The sequence below is a fragment of the Enterobacter sp. SES19 genome, assembly GCF_011765665.1.
Classification (GTDB): Bacteria; Pseudomonadota; Gammaproteobacteria; order Enterobacterales; family Enterobacteriaceae; genus Enterobacter; species Enterobacter pseudoroggenkampii.
Window position 1 is genome coordinate 883,252 of the sequence record NZ_CP050320.1, and the last position, 16,136, is coordinate 899,387.

The 16,136-nt window shown below is 52.7% G+C and carries 16 protein-coding genes; 15 read left to right on the forward strand and 1 reads right to left on the reverse strand.

Going from position 1 to position 16,136, the window contains the following annotated elements:
• Positions 1 to 41: 41 nt before the first annotated feature.
• Positions 42 to 836, reverse strand: a complete 795-nt coding sequence (map, locus tag GXP72_RS04080; protein ID WP_023310454.1) for a type I methionyl aminopeptidase — start codon at positions 834 to 836, stop codon at positions 42 to 44.
• A 321-nt stretch (positions 837 to 1,157) separates the two neighbouring features.
• On the opposite strand from map, the gene rpsB reads away from it, so the two are divergent.
• The 15 genes from rpsB (at position 1,158) to rnhB (ending at position 16,111) form a co-directional block, all read left to right on the forward strand.
• Positions 1,158 to 1,883: a 30S ribosomal protein S2 gene (gene rpsB, locus GXP72_RS04085; protein ID WP_003856207.1), complete on the forward strand. Its 726-nt coding sequence runs from the start codon at positions 1,158 to 1,160 to the stop codon at positions 1,881 to 1,883.
• Positions 1,884 to 2,000: 117 nt separating this feature from the next.
• Positions 2,001 to 2,852: a translation elongation factor Ts gene (gene tsf, locus GXP72_RS04090; RefSeq protein WP_014830708.1), complete on the forward strand. Its 852-nt coding sequence runs from the start codon at positions 2,001 to 2,003 to the stop codon at positions 2,850 to 2,852.
• Between the two features lie 150 nt (positions 2,853 to 3,002).
• Positions 3,003 to 3,728, forward strand: coding sequence for a UMP kinase (gene pyrH, locus GXP72_RS04095; protein ID WP_008501910.1), 726 nt, complete (start codon positions 3,003 to 3,005; stop codon positions 3,726 to 3,728).
• Positions 3,729 to 3,895: 167 nt separating this feature from the next.
• On the forward strand, positions 3,896 to 4,453 hold the full coding sequence (frr, locus tag GXP72_RS04100) for a ribosome recycling factor (protein ID WP_014882629.1): 558 nt from the start codon (positions 3,896 to 3,898) through the stop codon (positions 4,451 to 4,453).
• 95 nt (positions 4,454 to 4,548) lie between these two features.
• Positions 4,549 to 5,748 carry a 1-deoxy-D-xylulose-5-phosphate reductoisomerase gene (ispC, locus tag GXP72_RS04105; RefSeq protein ID WP_048990262.1) on the forward strand — a complete coding sequence of 400 codons (1,200 nt, stop codon included), beginning with the start codon at positions 4,549 to 4,551 and terminating at the stop codon, positions 5,746 to 5,748.
• Between the two features lie 186 nt (positions 5,749 to 5,934).
• Entirely contained in the window at positions 5,935 to 6,693 is a 759-nt protein-coding gene (gene ispU, locus GXP72_RS04110; RefSeq protein ID WP_024907522.1) for a (2E,6E)-farnesyl-diphosphate-specific ditrans,polycis-undecaprenyl-diphosphate synthase, read from the forward strand.
• A 12-nt stretch (positions 6,694 to 6,705) separates the two neighbouring features.
• Positions 6,706 to 7,563 carry a phosphatidate cytidylyltransferase gene (gene cdsA / locus GXP72_RS04115; protein WP_024907523.1) on the forward strand — a complete coding sequence of 286 codons (858 nt, stop codon included), beginning with the start codon at positions 6,706 to 6,708 and terminating at the stop codon, positions 7,561 to 7,563.
• An 11-nt stretch (positions 7,564 to 7,574) separates the two neighbouring features.
• Entirely contained in the window at positions 7,575 to 8,927 is a 1,353-nt protein-coding gene (gene rseP, locus GXP72_RS04120) for a sigma E protease regulator RseP (protein WP_024907524.1), read from the forward strand.
• A 29-nt stretch (positions 8,928 to 8,956) separates the two neighbouring features.
• A complete protein-coding gene (gene bamA, locus GXP72_RS04125) occupies positions 8,957 to 11,374 on the forward strand; it encodes an outer membrane protein assembly factor BamA (protein ID WP_024907525.1) in 2,418 nt (805 codons plus the stop codon).
• Between the two features lie 122 nt (positions 11,375 to 11,496).
• Entirely contained in the window at positions 11,497 to 11,991 is a 495-nt protein-coding gene (gene skp / locus GXP72_RS04130) for a molecular chaperone Skp (protein WP_008501902.1), read from the forward strand.
• A gap of 3 nt (positions 11,992 to 11,994) precedes the next feature.
• The gene (gene lpxD, locus GXP72_RS04135) at positions 11,995 to 13,020 is read left to right on the forward strand and encodes a UDP-3-O-(3-hydroxymyristoyl)glucosamine N-acyltransferase (RefSeq protein WP_032644136.1); all 1,026 of its coding nucleotides are present in this window, start codon (positions 11,995 to 11,997) and stop codon (positions 13,018 to 13,020) included.
• A 102-nt stretch (positions 13,021 to 13,122) separates the two neighbouring features.
• On the forward strand, positions 13,123 to 13,578 hold the full coding sequence (gene fabZ / locus GXP72_RS04140) for a 3-hydroxyacyl-ACP dehydratase FabZ (RefSeq protein WP_010426706.1): 456 nt from the start codon (positions 13,123 to 13,125) through the stop codon (positions 13,576 to 13,578).
• Between the two features lie 3 nt (positions 13,579 to 13,581).
• Entirely contained in the window at positions 13,582 to 14,370 is a 789-nt protein-coding gene (gene lpxA, locus GXP72_RS04145; RefSeq protein WP_023310462.1) for an acyl-ACP--UDP-N-acetylglucosamine O-acyltransferase, read from the forward strand.
• Positions 14,370 to 15,518: a lipid-A-disaccharide synthase gene (gene lpxB, locus GXP72_RS04150; protein WP_024907527.1), complete on the forward strand. Its 1,149-nt coding sequence runs from the start codon at positions 14,370 to 14,372 to the stop codon at positions 15,516 to 15,518. The genes lpxA and lpxB overlap by 1 nt, the downstream gene beginning before the upstream one ends.
• The gene (rnhB, locus tag GXP72_RS04155) at positions 15,515 to 16,111 is read left to right on the forward strand and encodes a ribonuclease HII (protein ID WP_049123388.1); all 597 of its coding nucleotides are present in this window, start codon (positions 15,515 to 15,517) and stop codon (positions 16,109 to 16,111) included. Before lpxB ends, rnhB begins: the two co-directional genes overlap by 4 nt.
• The last annotated feature ends 25 nt before the right edge of the window (positions 16,112 to 16,136 follow it).

The following is a 16,136-nucleotide window of genomic DNA, read 5'->3' on the forward strand; positions in this document are numbered from 1 at the left end:
ACTATAGCCATTAAAAAAGCCGGCATTTGCCGGCTTTTTTATCATTCGTCGTGCGTCAGTATCGCCGGGATGGTGTCATCCTTGCGCAACGTCATAATTTCGCAGCCGTTGTCTGTTACCACAATAGTATGCTCGTACTGCGCAGACAAGCTTCTGTCTTTGGTTTTCACCGTCCAGCCGTCTTTCATGGTACGGATGCGGTAGTCACCCGCGTTGACCATCGGCTCAATGGTAAAGGTCATGCCTTTTTGCAGCACCACGCCGCCGTCATCTGCATCATAGTGCAGAACCTGCGGTTCTTCATGGAAGACGCGACCAATGCCGTGACCGCAGTACTCGCGCACCACGGAGAAACCTTCTGCTTCCACAAACTTCTGGATTGCCGCACCGATGGTACGCAGGCGAATACCCGGTTTAACCATTTTCAGCGCCAGGTAGAGGCTCTCTTGCGTCACTTTGCACAGACGCTCGCCAAGAATAGTCGGCTTGCCAACGATGAACATTTTTGAGGTGTCACCGTGGTACTCGTCTTTAATGACGGTCACGTCAATGTTGACGATGTCGCCATCTTTCAGCAGTTTTTCATCGTCCGGAATGCCGTGACACACCACTTCATTAATAGAGATGCAGACGGATTTCGGGAAACCGTGGTAGCCGAGGCAGGCCGAAACCGCGTGCTGCTCGTTCACGATATAGTCGTTACAGATACGGTCCAGTTCACCGGTGCTGACGCCCGGCTTTACGAACGGCTCGATCATTTCCAGCACTTCCGCGGCCAGACGACCGGCGACGCGCATCTTTTCAATTTCTTCAGGTGTCTTAATAGAGATAGCCATGTATTCTGTCCATCGGTGTCGATTTTTTCGACAATACTAGTCTAAGTGTCGTCAATGGTATCAGTCAGGCACACCCCGTGCCAAATTGAGAATCATTAACAGCACACTCCGCCAACAACTGTTGGTTTCTGGTCGTGTTTTGTGGTATAAAGCGCGCCGGACTTCCGATCCATCTCAGATACACAGGCTGGACGGAAGCGACAAATCTCACTTTGTGTAACAACACACACGTATCGGCACATATTCCGGGGTGCCCTTTGGGGTCGGTAATATGGGATACGTGGAGGCATAACCCCAACTTTCAATATAGAGGTTTTAAACATGGCAACTGTTTCCATGCGCGACATGCTCAAGGCTGGTGTTCACTTTGGTCACCAGACCCGTTACTGGAACCCGAAAATGAAGCCTTTCATCTTCGGCGCGCGTAACAAAGTTCACATCATCAACCTTGAGAAAACTGTACCAATGTTCAACGAAGCCCTGGCTGAGCTGAACAAGATCTCTTCCCGTAAAGGTAAGATTCTGTTCGTTGGTACTAAGCGCGCTGCAAGCGAAGCTGTGAAAGATGCTGCTAACAGCTGCGACCAGTTCTTCGTGAACCATCGCTGGTTGGGCGGCATGCTGACCAACTGGAAAACTGTTCGTCAGTCCATCAAACGCCTGAAAGATCTGGAAACCCAGTCTCAGGACGGTACTTTCGACAAGCTGACTAAGAAAGAAGCGCTGATGCGCACTCGTGAACTGGACAAGCTGGAAAACAGCCTGGGCGGTATCAAAGATATGGGCGGCCTGCCAGACGCGCTGTTCGTAATCGATGCAGACCACGAGCACATCGCAATCAAAGAAGCTAACAACCTGGGTATCCCGGTATTCGCTATCGTTGATACCAACTCCGATCCGGACGGTGTTGACTTCGTTATCCCGGGTAACGACGACGCAATCCGTGCTGTTAGCCTGTACCTGAGCGCTGTAGCTGCTACCGTTCGTGAAGGCCGTTCCCAGGATCTGGCTTCTCAGGCGGAAGAAAGCTTCGTAGAAGCTGAATAATAAGGTTTTACCCCTTATTAGTACCGTGTATGAATAGGGGCCCATTACCGGCCCCTTTTTTCAATTTACACTGTTTGGCCCCCGGCCGGGCAGTTCACATCTCCCGAGGATTTAAGAATGGCTGAAATTACCGCATCCCTGGTAAAAGAGCTGCGCGAGCGTACTGGCGCAGGCATGATGGATTGCAAAAAAGCGCTGACTGAAGCGAACGGCGACATCGAGCTGGCAATCGAAAACATGCGTAAATCCGGTGCGATCAAAGCAGCTAAAAAAGCAGGCAACGTTGCTGCTGACGGCGTGATCATCACTAAAATCGACGGCACCTACGGCATCATTCTGGAAGTTAACTGCCAGACTGACTTCGTTGCTAAAGATGGTGGTTTCCAGGCATTTGCTAACAAAGTTCTGGACGCAGCTGTTGCTGGCAAAATCACTGACGTTGAAGTTCTGAAAGCACAGTTCGAAGAAGAACGTGTTGCGCTGGTTGCTAAAATCGGTGAGAACATCAACATCCGTCGCGTTGCTTCTCTGGAAGGCGACGTTCTGGGCTCTTACCAGCACGGTGCACGTATCGGTGTTCTGGTTGCGGCTAAAGGCGCTGACGAAGAGCTGGTTAAACAGCTGGCTATGCACATCGCTGCAAGCAAACCAGAATTCGTTAAGCCAGAAGACGTGTCTGCTGAAGTGGTAGAAAAAGAGTACCAGGTTCAGCTGGACATCGCGATGCAGTCTGGTAAACCAAAAGAAATCGCAGAGAAAATGGTTGAAGGCCGCATGAAGAAATTCACCGGCGAAGTTTCTCTGACTGGCCAGCCATTCGTTATGGATCCAAGCAAGTCTGTTGCGCAGCTGCTGAAAGAGCACAACGCTGACGTAACTGGCTTCATCCGCTTCGAAGTGGGCGAAGGCATCGAGAAAGTTGAGACTGACTTCGCAGCAGAAGTTGCTGCAATGTCCAAGCAGTCTTAATGATTGAAAAGGAGCCGCCTGAGGGCGGCTTCTTTTTGTCACCCGTCACAGGAAATCAGACAGGCTCCAGTATCGCTGTGCTGATTTGCGGCATATCATGTCGCCAGAATTAACCCCCATCTTAATCGTTGACAGTCTCAGGAAAGAAACATGGCTACCAATGCAAAACCCGTGTACAAACGCATTCTGCTTAAGCTGAGTGGCGAAGCGCTGCAGGGATCGGAAGGCTTCGGTATTGACGCAAGCATCCTTGATCGCATGGCACAGGAAATCAAAGAACTGGTCGAACTGGGTATCCAGGTTGGCGTGGTCATTGGCGGTGGCAACCTTTTCCGTGGTGCTGGTCTGGCGAAAGCGGGGATGAACCGCGTAGTGGGCGACCACATGGGTATGCTGGCAACCGTGATGAATGGCCTGGCAATGCGTGATGCGCTCCATCGCGCCTATGTGAATGCCCGCCTGATGTCCGCGATTCCCCTGAATGGCGTTTGCGATAATTACAGCTGGGCAGAAGCTATCAGCCTGCTGCGCAATAACCGCGTGGTGATCCTCTCCGCCGGTACGGGTAACCCGTTCTTTACAACCGATTCCGCTGCCTGCCTGCGCGGTATCGAGATCGAAGCCGATGTGGTACTGAAAGCGACCAAAGTAGACGGCGTGTTTACTGCCGACCCGGCAAAAGATCCTTCTGCCACCATGTACGATCAGCTGAGCTACAGCGAAGTGCTGGATAAAGAGCTGAAAGTGATGGATCTTGCCGCCTTCACGCTGGCTCGCGACCACAAACTGCCGATCCGTGTCTTCAACATGAACAAGCCTGGCGCACTGCGTCGCGTGGTCATGGGCGAAAAAGAAGGCACTTTGATCACGGAATAATTTCCGTTGACGATAAATACAGGTAAGATTCCGCTTTATTTTGTAGTGGTATCTTACCCGGGCGCGCCTTTGGCGTTGTCATGAATTAAACGCGACTATACTTAGCACACCTGTAGCGCTGTGCTGGCGGATAGTCTGCCTGAGACAAGTTTTCAAGGATTCGTAACGTGATTAACGACATCAGAAAAGATGCTGAAGTACGCATGGAAAAATGCGTAGAAGCGTTCAAAACCCAAATCAGCAAAATCCGTACTGGCCGTGCTTCCCCAAGCCTGCTGGATGGCATCATCGTAGAATACTACGGTACGCCAACCCCTCTGCGTCAGCTGGCGAGCGTCACGGTAGAAGATACCCGTACGCTGAAAATCAACGTGTTCGATCGTTCTATGAGCCCGGCCGTTGAGAAAGCGATCATGGCCTCTGACCTCGGACTGAACCCAAGCTCTGCGGGTTCTGACATCCGCGTTCCACTGCCTCCACTGACGGAAGAGCGTCGTAAAGATCTGATCAAAGTGGTTCGTGGCGAAGCTGAGCAGGGTCGTGTATCCGTGCGTAACGTCCGTCGCGATGCGAACGATAAAGTAAAAGCGCTGCTGAAAGAAAAAGAGATCAGTGAAGATGACGATCGTCGTTCTCAGGACGACATTCAGAAAATGACCGACGCTGCAATCAAGAAAATTGATGCGGCGCTGGCAGATAAAGAAGCGGAACTGATGCAGTTCTGATTTCTGTCGTACACTGATAAACGCCGTTCAGAGGGACTTCGGGTCTTGCTGGCGGCGTTTTGCTTTTATCTGGTCTAACTTTTTTCGGGCATCTCATGAAGCATTTAACACTCCTTGGCTCAACCGGCTCTATCGGTTGCAGCACTCTCGACGTCGTTCGCCATAATCCTGAACTCTACACCGTGACAGCGCTGGTGGCCGGTAAGAATGTGCAGCGAATGGTCGAGCAGTGCCTGGAGTTTGCGCCCCGCTATGCGGTGATGGATGACGAAGAGAGCGCACGTCTGCTGAAAGCACAGCTGCTTGAACAGGGCTGTCGAACCGAGGTGCTGAGTGGCCAACAGGCGGCCTGCGAGATGGCGGCGCTGGATGAGGTGGATCAGGTGATGGCGGCCATCGTCGGGGCGGCAGGGTTATTGCCCACGCTTGCCGCGATTGATGCCGGGAAGGATGTTCTGCTGGCCAATAAAGAGTCGCTGGTCACCTGTGGACGCCTGTTTATGGATGCGGTGAAGCAGCGCGGCGCGCGTCTTTTGCCGGTCGACAGCGAGCACAACGCGATTTTTCAGAGTTTACCGCAACCTTTTCAACAGAACCTGGGGTACGCTGACCTGGAGCAGAATGGCGTGGTGTCTATTCTGCTTACCGGGTCTGGTGGCCCGTTCCGTGAAACGCCACTGTCTGAACTGCGCGCCATGACGCCGGATCAGGCGTGCCGTCATCCGAACTGGTCGATGGGGCGTAAAATCTCCGTTGACTCTGCCACCATGATGAACAAAGGTCTGGAATACATTGAAGCGCGCTGGCTGTTTAATGCGTCAGCGAAACAGATGGAAGTACTGATTCACCCGCAATCGGTGATTCACTCGATGGTGCGTTATCAGGATGGCAGCGTGCTGGCACAGCTGGGCGAGCCGGACATGCGTACGCCGATTGCCCATTCCATGGCGTGGCCAAATCGAGTGAAATCCGGCGTGAAGCCGCTTGATTTCTGCAAGCTAAGTTCCCTGACGTTCAGTGAACCGGACTATGACCGCTATCCTTGTCTGAAGCTTGCGATGACTGCCTTTGACCAGGGGCAGGCGGCGACGACGGCACTTAATGCAGCCAATGAAATTACCGTTGAGGCATTTCTGAATCAGCAAATTCGTTTTACCGATATCGCGTCGTTAAATTTATCGGTACTGGAGATGATGGATTTGCGCGAACCACAAAGCGTGGAAGAGGTGCTGGCGGTGGATGCAGCTGCGCGTAATATTGCGCGTCAACAGGTGACACGTCTCGCAAGCTGGTGATAAAGCAACCACTAGTCGTCGTGCTATTTGTTAGCGTTGGGCTTCAGTGATATAGTCTGCGCCACCTGATCGCAGGTATTTGACTTAATGTGGTCAGGTGAGCCGTGGTTTGACACGGCTTTTTTATGTATAGGCTTCAGTATTCCTGAGTACCGTTAAATCCTTTTCAGGGACAAAAAACGCGTTATGTTGTCTGCGAATCAACCAATAAGCGAAAATTTGCCAGCTCATGGCTGCCGTCATGTAGCAATCATTATGGATGGCAATGGCCGCTGGGCGAAAAGACAAGGGAAGATACGAGCCTTTGGGCATAAAGCGGGGGCGAAATCCGTTCGTCGCGCCGTTTCTTTTGCCGCCAACAACGGCATTGATGCGTTAACGCTCTATGCTTTTAGCAGTGAAAACTGGAATCGACCTCTGCAGGAAGTGACTGCGTTGATGGAATTGTTTGTGTGGGCGCTAGACAGCGAAGTAAAAAGCCTGCACCGCCACAACGTCCGCCTGCGTATCATTGGCGATACCAGTCGTTTTAACTCACGTTTGCAGGAACGGATTCGTAAAGCAGAAGCGCTGACGGAAAATAATACCGGTCTGACGCTGAATATTGCGGCGAATTACGGCGGACGCTGGGATATTATCCAGGGCGTTCGGCATCTGGCCGAACAGGTTCAGGAAGGGCTGTTGAGACCCGACCAAATTGATGAAGAGGCGCTGAGCAAGCAAATCTGCATGAATGAACAGGCGCCTGTGGATTTGGTAATTAGGACAGGGGGGGAACATCGCATAAGTAACTTTTTGATATGGCAAATTGCCTATGCCGAACTTTACTTTACGGATGTTCTTTGGCCCGATTTTGATGAACAAGACTTTGAAGGTGCGCTGCATGCCTTTGCCAATCGAGAGCGTCGTTTCGGCGGCACCGAGCCTGGTGGCGACAAAGCCTGATGGGGGTAGCTTTTGCTGAAGTATCGCCTGATTTCCGCTTTTGTATTAATACCCATTGTCATTGCGGCGCTGTTTTTACTGCCCCCGGTGGGATTCGCTATTGTCACGCTGGTGGTGTGCATGCTCGCCGCGTGGGAATGGGGACAGTTTAGCGGCTTTACCTCGCGCACTCAGCGGGTATGGCTCGCGGTACTTTGTGGCTTTATCCTGGCCATAATGCTGTTTACGTTGCCTGAATATCACCATGATATTCATCAGCCCCTGGTTGCCGGCTCCTTGTGGATATCGTTGGTCTGGTGGGTTGCCGCGCTGTTGCTGGTCCTTTTTTATCCAGGTTCCGCGGCATTATGGCGTAATTCAAAAGTGCTACGACTGATTTTTGGTTTGCTCACCATTATTCCTTTTTTCTGGGGTATGGTTGCGCTGCGCGCCTGGCACTACGACGAAAACCACTACAGCGGTGCGATCTGGCTGCTTTATGTGATGATTCTGGTCTGGGGGGCTGACTCCGGGGCCTATATGTTTGGTAAACTGTTTGGCAAACATAAGCTGGCACCGAAGGTCTCCCCGGGTAAAACCTGGCAAGGATTCATCGGCGGCCTGTTTACGGCAGCGATCATCTCCTGGGGCTACGGCGTCTGGGCGAATCTTGAAGTGGCACCGTCAATACTGCTGGTGTGCTCGATTTTTGCTGCGCTTGCCTCCGTGCTCGGTGATTTAACCGAAAGTATGTTTAAGCGTGAAGCAGGGATTAAGGACAGCGGACACCTGATTCCAGGGCATGGCGGTATACTGGATCGCATTGATAGCCTGACAGCGGCTGTTCCAGTGTTTGCATGTTTGCTTTTACTGGTATTCGGGACGATTTAACGGAAGGTTTTATGCTGAGCATTCTCTGGAATCTGGCGGCGTTCATTGTTGCACTGGGTGTACTGATTACCGTGCATGAATTTGGCCATTTCTGGGTTGCTCGCCGCTGTGGCGTGCGCGTAGAGCGGTTTTCCATCGGTTTTGGCAAATCACTCTGGACGCGCACCGACCGCCACGGCACGGAATTTGTCATCGCCCTTATCCCGCTGGGCGGCTACGTCAAAATGCTCGACGAACGCGTCGAGCCTGTCGCACCTGAGCTGCGACACAGCGCTTTCAACAATAAAACCGTTGGACAACGCGCCGCCATCATTGCTGCCGGACCGGTAGCCAACTTCATCTTTGCGATTTTCGCTTACTGGCTGGTGTTTATCATCGGCGTCCCGGGCGTGCGTCCGGTGGTGGGGGAAATTGCTCCCAACTCCATCGCGGCGAGTGCGCAAATTACATCCGGGATGGAACTTAAAGCGATTGATGGCATCGAAACCCCTGATTGGGATGCCGTGCGACTGCAGCTGGTTGCCAAAATTGGCGATCCGCAGACCACCATCAGCGTATCGCCGTTTGGTTCCGATGCGCGTCAGGACAAAGTGCTCGATTTACGTCACTGGCGTTTCGAGCCAGACAAAGAAGATCCCGTCGCTGCGCTGGGTATTCGTCCACGCGGTGCGCAGATCGAGCCGGTATTAGCCGAAGTACAGGCAAATTCGGCGGCGAGCAAAGCGGGTTTGCAAGCGGGCGACAGGATCGTTAAAGTCGATGGTCAACCATTAACAGAGTGGATGACCTTTGTTACTCTGGTGCGCGATAATCCGGGAACGTCTCTCGCGCTGGAAGTTGAAAGGCAAGGCAGTCCGCTTTCGCTGACGCTGATCCCGGACACGAAGTCGGTCGGCAAAAAGGCAGAAGGGTTTGCAGGCGTTGTGCCAAAAGTGATCCCGCTGCCAGATGAGTACAAGACAATACGCCAGTATGGGCCGTTCAGCGCCATCCTTGAAGCCACGGATAAAACATGGCAACTGATGAAGCTGACGGTCAACATGTTGGGGAAATTGATAACCGGTGATGTGAAACTGAACAACCTCAGTGGGCCAATTTCAATTGCTCAGGGGGCTGGGATGTCAGCGGAGTTCGGGGTGATTTACTATCTCATGTTCCTCGCGCTCATTAGCGTGAACCTTGGGATAATCAACCTGTTCCCGCTTCCCGTTTTAGACGGGGGTCATCTGCTGTTTTTAGCGATTGAAAAGCTAAAAGGCGGACCGGTATCCGAGCGAGTTCAAGACTTTAGTTATCGCATTGGCTCGATTTTGCTGGTGCTGTTAATGGGGCTTGCACTTTTCAATGATTTCTCTCGGTTGTAAGAGAGTGTTAGGAAGAACGCATAATAACGATGGCGATGAAAAAGTTGCTCATAGCGTCGCTGCTGTTTAGCAGCGCCACCGTATACGGTGCTGACGGGTTCGTAGTGAAAGACATTCATTTCGAAGGCCTCCAGCGTGTCGCCGTTGGTGCGGCCCTCCTCAGTATGCCTGTACGCCCCGGCGATACGGTTAATGATGATGATATCAGTAACACCATCCGTGCTCTGTTTGCCACCGGCAACTTTGAGGATGTCCGCGTCCTGCGCGATGGTGATACGCTGCTGGTACAGGTAAAAGAACGTCCAACGATCGCCAGTATCACTTTCTCCGGTAACAAGTCGGTGAAAGATGACATGCTCAAGCAAAACCTTGAAGCATCCGGTGTTCGTGTGGGGGAATCCCTGGACCGCACAACCCTTTCAGATATTGAAAAAGGTCTGGAAGACTTCTACTACAGCGTCGGTAAATACAGTGCCAGCGTGAAAGCGGTTGTCACTCCGCTGCCGCGCAACCGTGTTGACCTGAAGCTGGTCTTCCAGGAAGGTGTTTCTGCGAAGATCCAGCAGATCAACATTGTCGGCAACCACGCGTTCAGCACCGACGAACTGATCTCCACCTTCCAGCTGCGCGATGAAGTGCCATGGTGGAACGTGGTAGGCGATCGCAAATACCAGAAACAGAAACTGGCGGGCGACCTTGAAACTCTGCGCAGCTACTATCTCGATCGTGGCTATGCGCGTTTCAACATCGACTCGACTCAGGTAAGCCTGACGCCGGACAAGAAAGGGATCTACATCACGGTCAACATCACTGAAGGCGAGCAGTACAAGCTTTCGGGTGTTGAGGTGAGTGGTAACCTGGCCGGGCATTCTGCTGAAATCGAATCGCTGACCAAAATTCAGCCAGGCGACCTGTATAGCGGTTCCAAGGTAACCAAAATGGAAGACAGCATTAAGAAGCTGCTCGGCCGCTATGGTTATGCCTATCCGCGCGTACAGACTCAGCCTGAAATCAATGACGCGGATAAAACCGTTAAGCTGCACGTGAATGTTGACGCGGGCAACCGTTTCTACGTGCGTAAGATCCGCTTCGTCGGTAACGACACCTCCAAAGATTCCGTTCTGCGTCGCGAAATGCGTCAGATGGAAGGCGCATGGTTGGGTAGCGACCTCGTTGATCAGGGTAAAGAGCGTCTGAACCGTCTGGGCTATTTTGAAACGGTGGATACCGATACCCAGCGCGTACCGGGCAGCCCGGATCAGGTTGATGTCGTTTATAAAGTGAAAGAGCGCAACACCGGTAGCTTCAACTTCGGTGTGGGCTACGGTACCGAGAGCGGCGTCAGCTTCCAGGTCGGCGTGCAGCAGGATAACTGGCTGGGTACGGGTTACTCTGTCGGGATTAACGGCACCAAAAACGACTACCAGACCTACTCTGAGTTCTCTGTAACGAACCCATACTTCACCGTTGACGGTGTGAGCCTGGGCGGTCGTATCTTCTATAACGACTTTAAAGCAGACGATGCGGATCTGTCTTCTTACACCAACAAGAGTTACGGTGTGGACGGTACGCTTGGCTTCCCGGTTAACGAATACAACACCCTGCGTGCGGGCTTAGGTTACGTGCATAACGACCTGTCCAATATGCAACCGCAGGTGGCGATGTGGCGTTACCTGGACTCCATTGGTCAGTCAACCAGCAAAACTGGTCATGACAATGGCTTCGCTGCGGATGACTTCACCTTTAACTACGGCTGGACCTACAACCGTCTTGACCGTGGTTACTTCCCAACGGAAGGTTCTCGCGTCAACCTGAACGGTAAAGTGACCGTGCCGGGCTCCGATAACGAGTTCTATAAGGTCACGCTGGATACCGCGTCCTACTTCCCGATCGATGACGATCATAAGTGGGTGGTTCTGGGTCGTACCCGCTGGGGCTACGGCGACGGTTTAGGCGGCAAAGAACTGCCGTTCTATGAAAACTTCTATGCCGGTGGTTCCAGTACCGTTCGTGGCTTCCAGTCCAACAACATTGGTCCGAAAGCGGTTTACTACGGCGGGAACGACAAAGATAACTGTGATAAGTCTTCCTCTTCGGAAGTCTGTAGCTCTAATGATGCGGTGGGCGGTAACGCCATGGCCGTTGCCAGCCTGGAGTTCATCACGCCAACGCCGTTTATCAGCGATAAATATGCGAACTCGGTCCGTACGTCCTTCTTCTGGGATGCCGGTACCGTATGGGATACCAACTGGCAGAATACTGCCCAGATGCGCGCAGAAGGCATTCCTGACTACAGCGATCCGAGCAATATTCGCATGTCTGCCGGTATCGCATTACAATGGATGTCACCGCTGGGACCGTTGGTCTTCTCTTACGCCCAGCCGTTTAAGAAATATGATGGAGATAAGTCGGAGCAATTCCAGTTTAACATTGGTAAAACCTGGTAATAATCCGCTGCAAAGGAATGCGTTGGCAGTGTAGCGCTGACAACTGGCGATCGGTAACACGGTCGCCTTGCCACGCAAAGAACGGTACCTTCTGGTGCCAATGGGATGGTAAGGAGTTAATTGTGAAAAAGTGGTTATTAGCTGCAGGTCTCGGTTTAGCGATGGCAACTTCTGCTCAGGCAGCAGACAAAATTGCAATCGTCAACATGGGTAATTTGTTCCAGCAGGTTGCACAGAAAACAGGTGTTTCTGCGACTCTGGAAAACGAATTCAAAGGCCGTGCAAGCGAACTGCAGGGTATGGAAAACGATCTTCAGTCCAAAATGCAGCGTCTGCAGCGTGATGGTTCTACCATGAAGGCAAGCGACCGCAGCAAGCTGGAAAAAGACGTAATGGCTCAGCGCCAGGCGTTCTCTCAGAAAGCGCAGGCTTTCGAGCAGGATCGTCAGCGTCGTTCTAACGAAGAACGCGGCAAGCTGGTGACTCGCATTCAGACCGCTGTTAAAGCAGTGGCTGCCGATCAGAGCATCGATCTGGTTGTTGATGCGAACGCCGTCGCTTTCAACAGCAAAGATGTTAAAGACATCACTGCTGATGTTCTGAAACAGGTTAAATAAGTAATGCCTTCAATTCGACTGGCTGATTTAGCTCAGCAGTTGGATGCAGAATTACACGGTGATGGCGATATCGTCATCACCGCTGTTGCGTCCATGCAATCTGCTAAAGCTGGCACGATTACCTTCATGGTAAGCCCTAAGTACCGTGAGCAACTGGCTCAATGCCAGGCGTCAGCTGTTGTACTGACGCAGGACGATCTTCCATTTGCCACTGTAAGCGCGCTGGTAGTGAAAAACCCCTACCTGACGTATGCACGCATGGCTCAAATTCTTGATACCACGCCGCAACCGGCCCAGAACATTGCTGCCAGCGCAGCGATTGATGCGACGGCCAGGCTGGGTAACAACGTCGCCGTTGGGGCGAATGCGGTTATCGAATCCGGCGTTGTGCTGGGCGATAACGTCGTCATTGGCCCAGGCTGCTTCGTTGGGAAAAATACGAAAATCGGCGCAGGGACCCGTTTGTGGGCCAATGTGTCCGTTTATCATGACGTTGAAATTGGCGAAAACTGCCTCGTCCAGTCCAGCACCGTGATTGGTTCTGATGGCTTTGGTTACGCTAACGATCGCGGTAACTGGGTGAAGATCCCACAGCTTGGTCGCGTTATTATTGGCGATCGCGTGGAGATCGGCGCCTGTACCACCATTGACCGTGGCGCGCTTGACGACACGATCATTGGCAATGGTGTTATCATCGATAACCAGTGCCAGATTGCGCATAACGTTGTGATTGGCGACAATACCGCGGTTGCGGGTGGCGTCATCATGGCGGGCAGCCTGAAAATTGGCCGTTATTGCATGATTGGCGGTGCGAGCGTGATTAATGGCCATATGGAAATCTGCGACAAGGTGACCGTGACGGGAATGGGCATGGTAATGCGTCCTATCACTGAACCTGGCGTTTATTCCTCTGGCATTCCGCTACAGCCCAACAAGGTATGGCGTAAAACAGCAGCTCTGGTGATGAACATTGATGATATGAGCAAGCGCCTCAAGTCTCTTGAGCGTAAGATCGATCAACAAGACTAAGCGTCATCCGTTTAACGCTATTTTTCCCGGCCTGTCGGCTTTCTAATAAACCGGCAGGCCGTGTTATTATTGTTATCAGTACATTTTGACAGGAAGAGTATTTTGACTACTGACACTCATACTCTGCATATTGAAGAGATTTTAGAACTTCTGCCGCACCGCTACCCGTTTCTGCTGGTAGACCGCGTGCTGGATTTTGAAGAAGGTCGTTTTCTGCGCGCAGTGAAAAATGTTTCCGTGAACGAGCCGTTCTTCCAGGGGCACTTCCCTGGTAAGCCTATCTTCCCGGGTGTGTTGATTCTGGAAGCGATGGCTCAGGCTACCGGTATTCTGGCGTTTAAAAGCGTCGGTAAACTGGAGCCAGGTGAGCTGTATTACTTCGCGGGTATTGATGAAGCGCGCTTTAAGCGCCCTGTCGTGCCTGGTGATCAGATGATCATGGAAGTCACTTTTGAAAAAACGCGTCGTGGCCTGACTCGCTTCAAAGGCGTAGCACTGGTTGACGGCAAAGTTGTTTGCGAAGCGACGATGATGTGTGCTCGTAGCCGGGAGTCCTGATACGTGATTGATAAATCCGCCTTTATTCATCCTACCGCGATTGTGGAAACCGGTGCCATCATTGGTGCTAACGTCCACATTGGCCCGTTTTGTATTGTTGGACCCCATGTCGAAATTGGTGAGGGTACAGTACTGAAATCTCACGTTGTCGTGAATGGTCATACGACCATTGGCTGCAATAACGAGATCTATCAGTTCGCCTCCATCGGCGAAGTTAACCAGGATCTGAAATATGCTGGTGAGTCGACCCGTCTGGAAATTGGCGATCGTAACCGTATTCGCGAAAGCGTCACCATTCATCGTGGAACAGTACAGGGTGGTGGGTTGACGAAGGTGGGCAGCGATAACCTGTTTATGGTTAATGCGCATATCGCGCACGACTGTACCGTGGGTGACCGCTGTATTCTTGCCAACAACGCAACGCTGGCAGGACACGTATCGGTTGATGACTTCGCAATTATTGGCGGCATGACCGCAGTCCATCAGTTCTGCATCATTGGTGCACACGTGATGGTTGGCGGCTGCTCCGGTGTGGCGCAGGACGTCCCACCGTATGTGATTGCGCAGGGCAACCATGCCACGCCGTTTGGCGTGAACATCGAAGGCCTCAAGCGTCGTGGTTTTAGCCGCGAAGCGATTACTGCCATTCGCAACGCGTACAAACTGCTGTACCGTAGCGGTAAAACGCTGGAAGAGGCGAAGCCGGAAATTGCCGAGCTGGCGAATAAGCACCCGGAAGTGAACGCGTTCATGGAATTCTTTGACCGTTCAACAAGGGGTCTGATTCGTTAATGGTCGACAGTCGTCCGCTTACGATAGCCCTGGTCGCCGGAGAAACCTCCGGCGATATTCTTGGTGCAGGTCTCATCCGCGCGCTTAAGGCGCGTGTACCCAACGCTCGCTTTGTCGGCGTTGCTGGCCCGCTGATGCAGGCCGAAGGCTGTGAAGCCTGGTATGAAATGGAAGAGCTGGCCGTGATGGGCATCGTTGAGGTGCTGGGACGGCTCCGCCGTTTGCTGCACATTCGTGCCGATCTCACCCGCCGTTTTACCGAACTCAAACCCGATGTGTTTGTCGGTATCGATGCACCTGATTTCAACATTACCCTCGAAGGGAATCTGAAAAAGCAGGGCATAAAAACCATTCACTACGTCAGTCCGTCCGTCTGGGCGTGGCGACAGAAACGCGTTTTCAAAATTGGACGGTCCACCAACCTGGTGCTGGCTTTTCTGCCTTTCGAAAAAGCGTTTTACGACAGATTTAATGTTCCGTGCCGTTTTATCGGTCATACCATGGCGGATGCGATGCCATTGGATCCGGATAAAAACGCGGCGCGCGACGTGCTGGGCATCCCCCATGATGTGCACTGTCTGGCACTGCTGCCTGGCAGCCGTGGTGCAGAAGTGGAGATGCTGAGCGCCGATTTCCTCAAAACAGCGCAAATTCTTCGCCAGAGCTATCCCGACCTTGAAGTGGTTGTTCCGCTGGTGAATGCCAAACGCCGCGAGCAGTTTGAGCGCATCAAAGCGGAAGTCGCCCCGGATCTCCACGTCCGTCTTCTGGACGGGAAAGGGCGAGAAGCGATGTATGCGAGCGATGCCGCGCTGTTGGCCTCCGGCACGGCGGCGCTGGAATGTATGCTGGCGAAATGCCCGATGGTGGTCGGTTACCGCATGAAGCCGTTCACCTTCTGGCTGGCAAAACGTCTGGTGAAAACGGATTATGTCTCCCTGCCAAACCTGCTTGCCGGTCGCGAGCTGGTGAAAGAGCTGTTGCAGGATGAGTGTCAGCCGCAGGCGCTTGCCGATGCACTGCTGCCGCTGCTGGCAAACGGCAAGACCAGCCACCAGATGCACGACACCTTCCGCGAACTGCATCAACTGATCCGCTGTAATGCTGATGAGCAAGCGGCTGATGCGGTGCTGGAGCTAGCAAAATGATGGAATTTGTTTATCCTCACACTCGCCTTGTGGCGGGCGTGGACGAAGTGGGTCGTGGTCCGCTAGTGGGGGCCGTGGTGACCGCCGCGGTGATCCTCGATCCGGCTCGCCCGATTATCGGGCTGAACGACTCAAAAAAATTGTCTGAAAAGCGCCGGCTGGCGCTGTTTAGTGAGATTCAGGAGAAGGCGCTGGCCTGGAGCCTGGGGCGCGCTGAACCGCATGAAATAGACGAACTGAATATTTTGCATGCCACGATGCTGGCGATGCAGCGTGCGGTAGCGGGTCTTAACATTTCCCCGGAATATGTCCTGATTGACGGCAACCGCTGTCCGGCACTACCCATGCCTTCAATGGCGGTCGTCAAAGGCGATAGCCGGGTCGCAGAAATCAGCGCAGCTTCTATTATTGCCAAAGTGACGCGCGACGCTGAAATGGCCGCGCTGGACCTCACTTACCCTCAGTATGGTTTCGCCCAGCATAAGGGGTATCCCACACCTTTCCATCTGGAAAGGCTGGCTGAACATGGCGCAACCGAACACCACCGTCGCAGCTTTGGCCCGGTGAAACGCGCCCTGGGACGGGTGTCCTGAATCAATACGCAAGCAATTAAGTAAC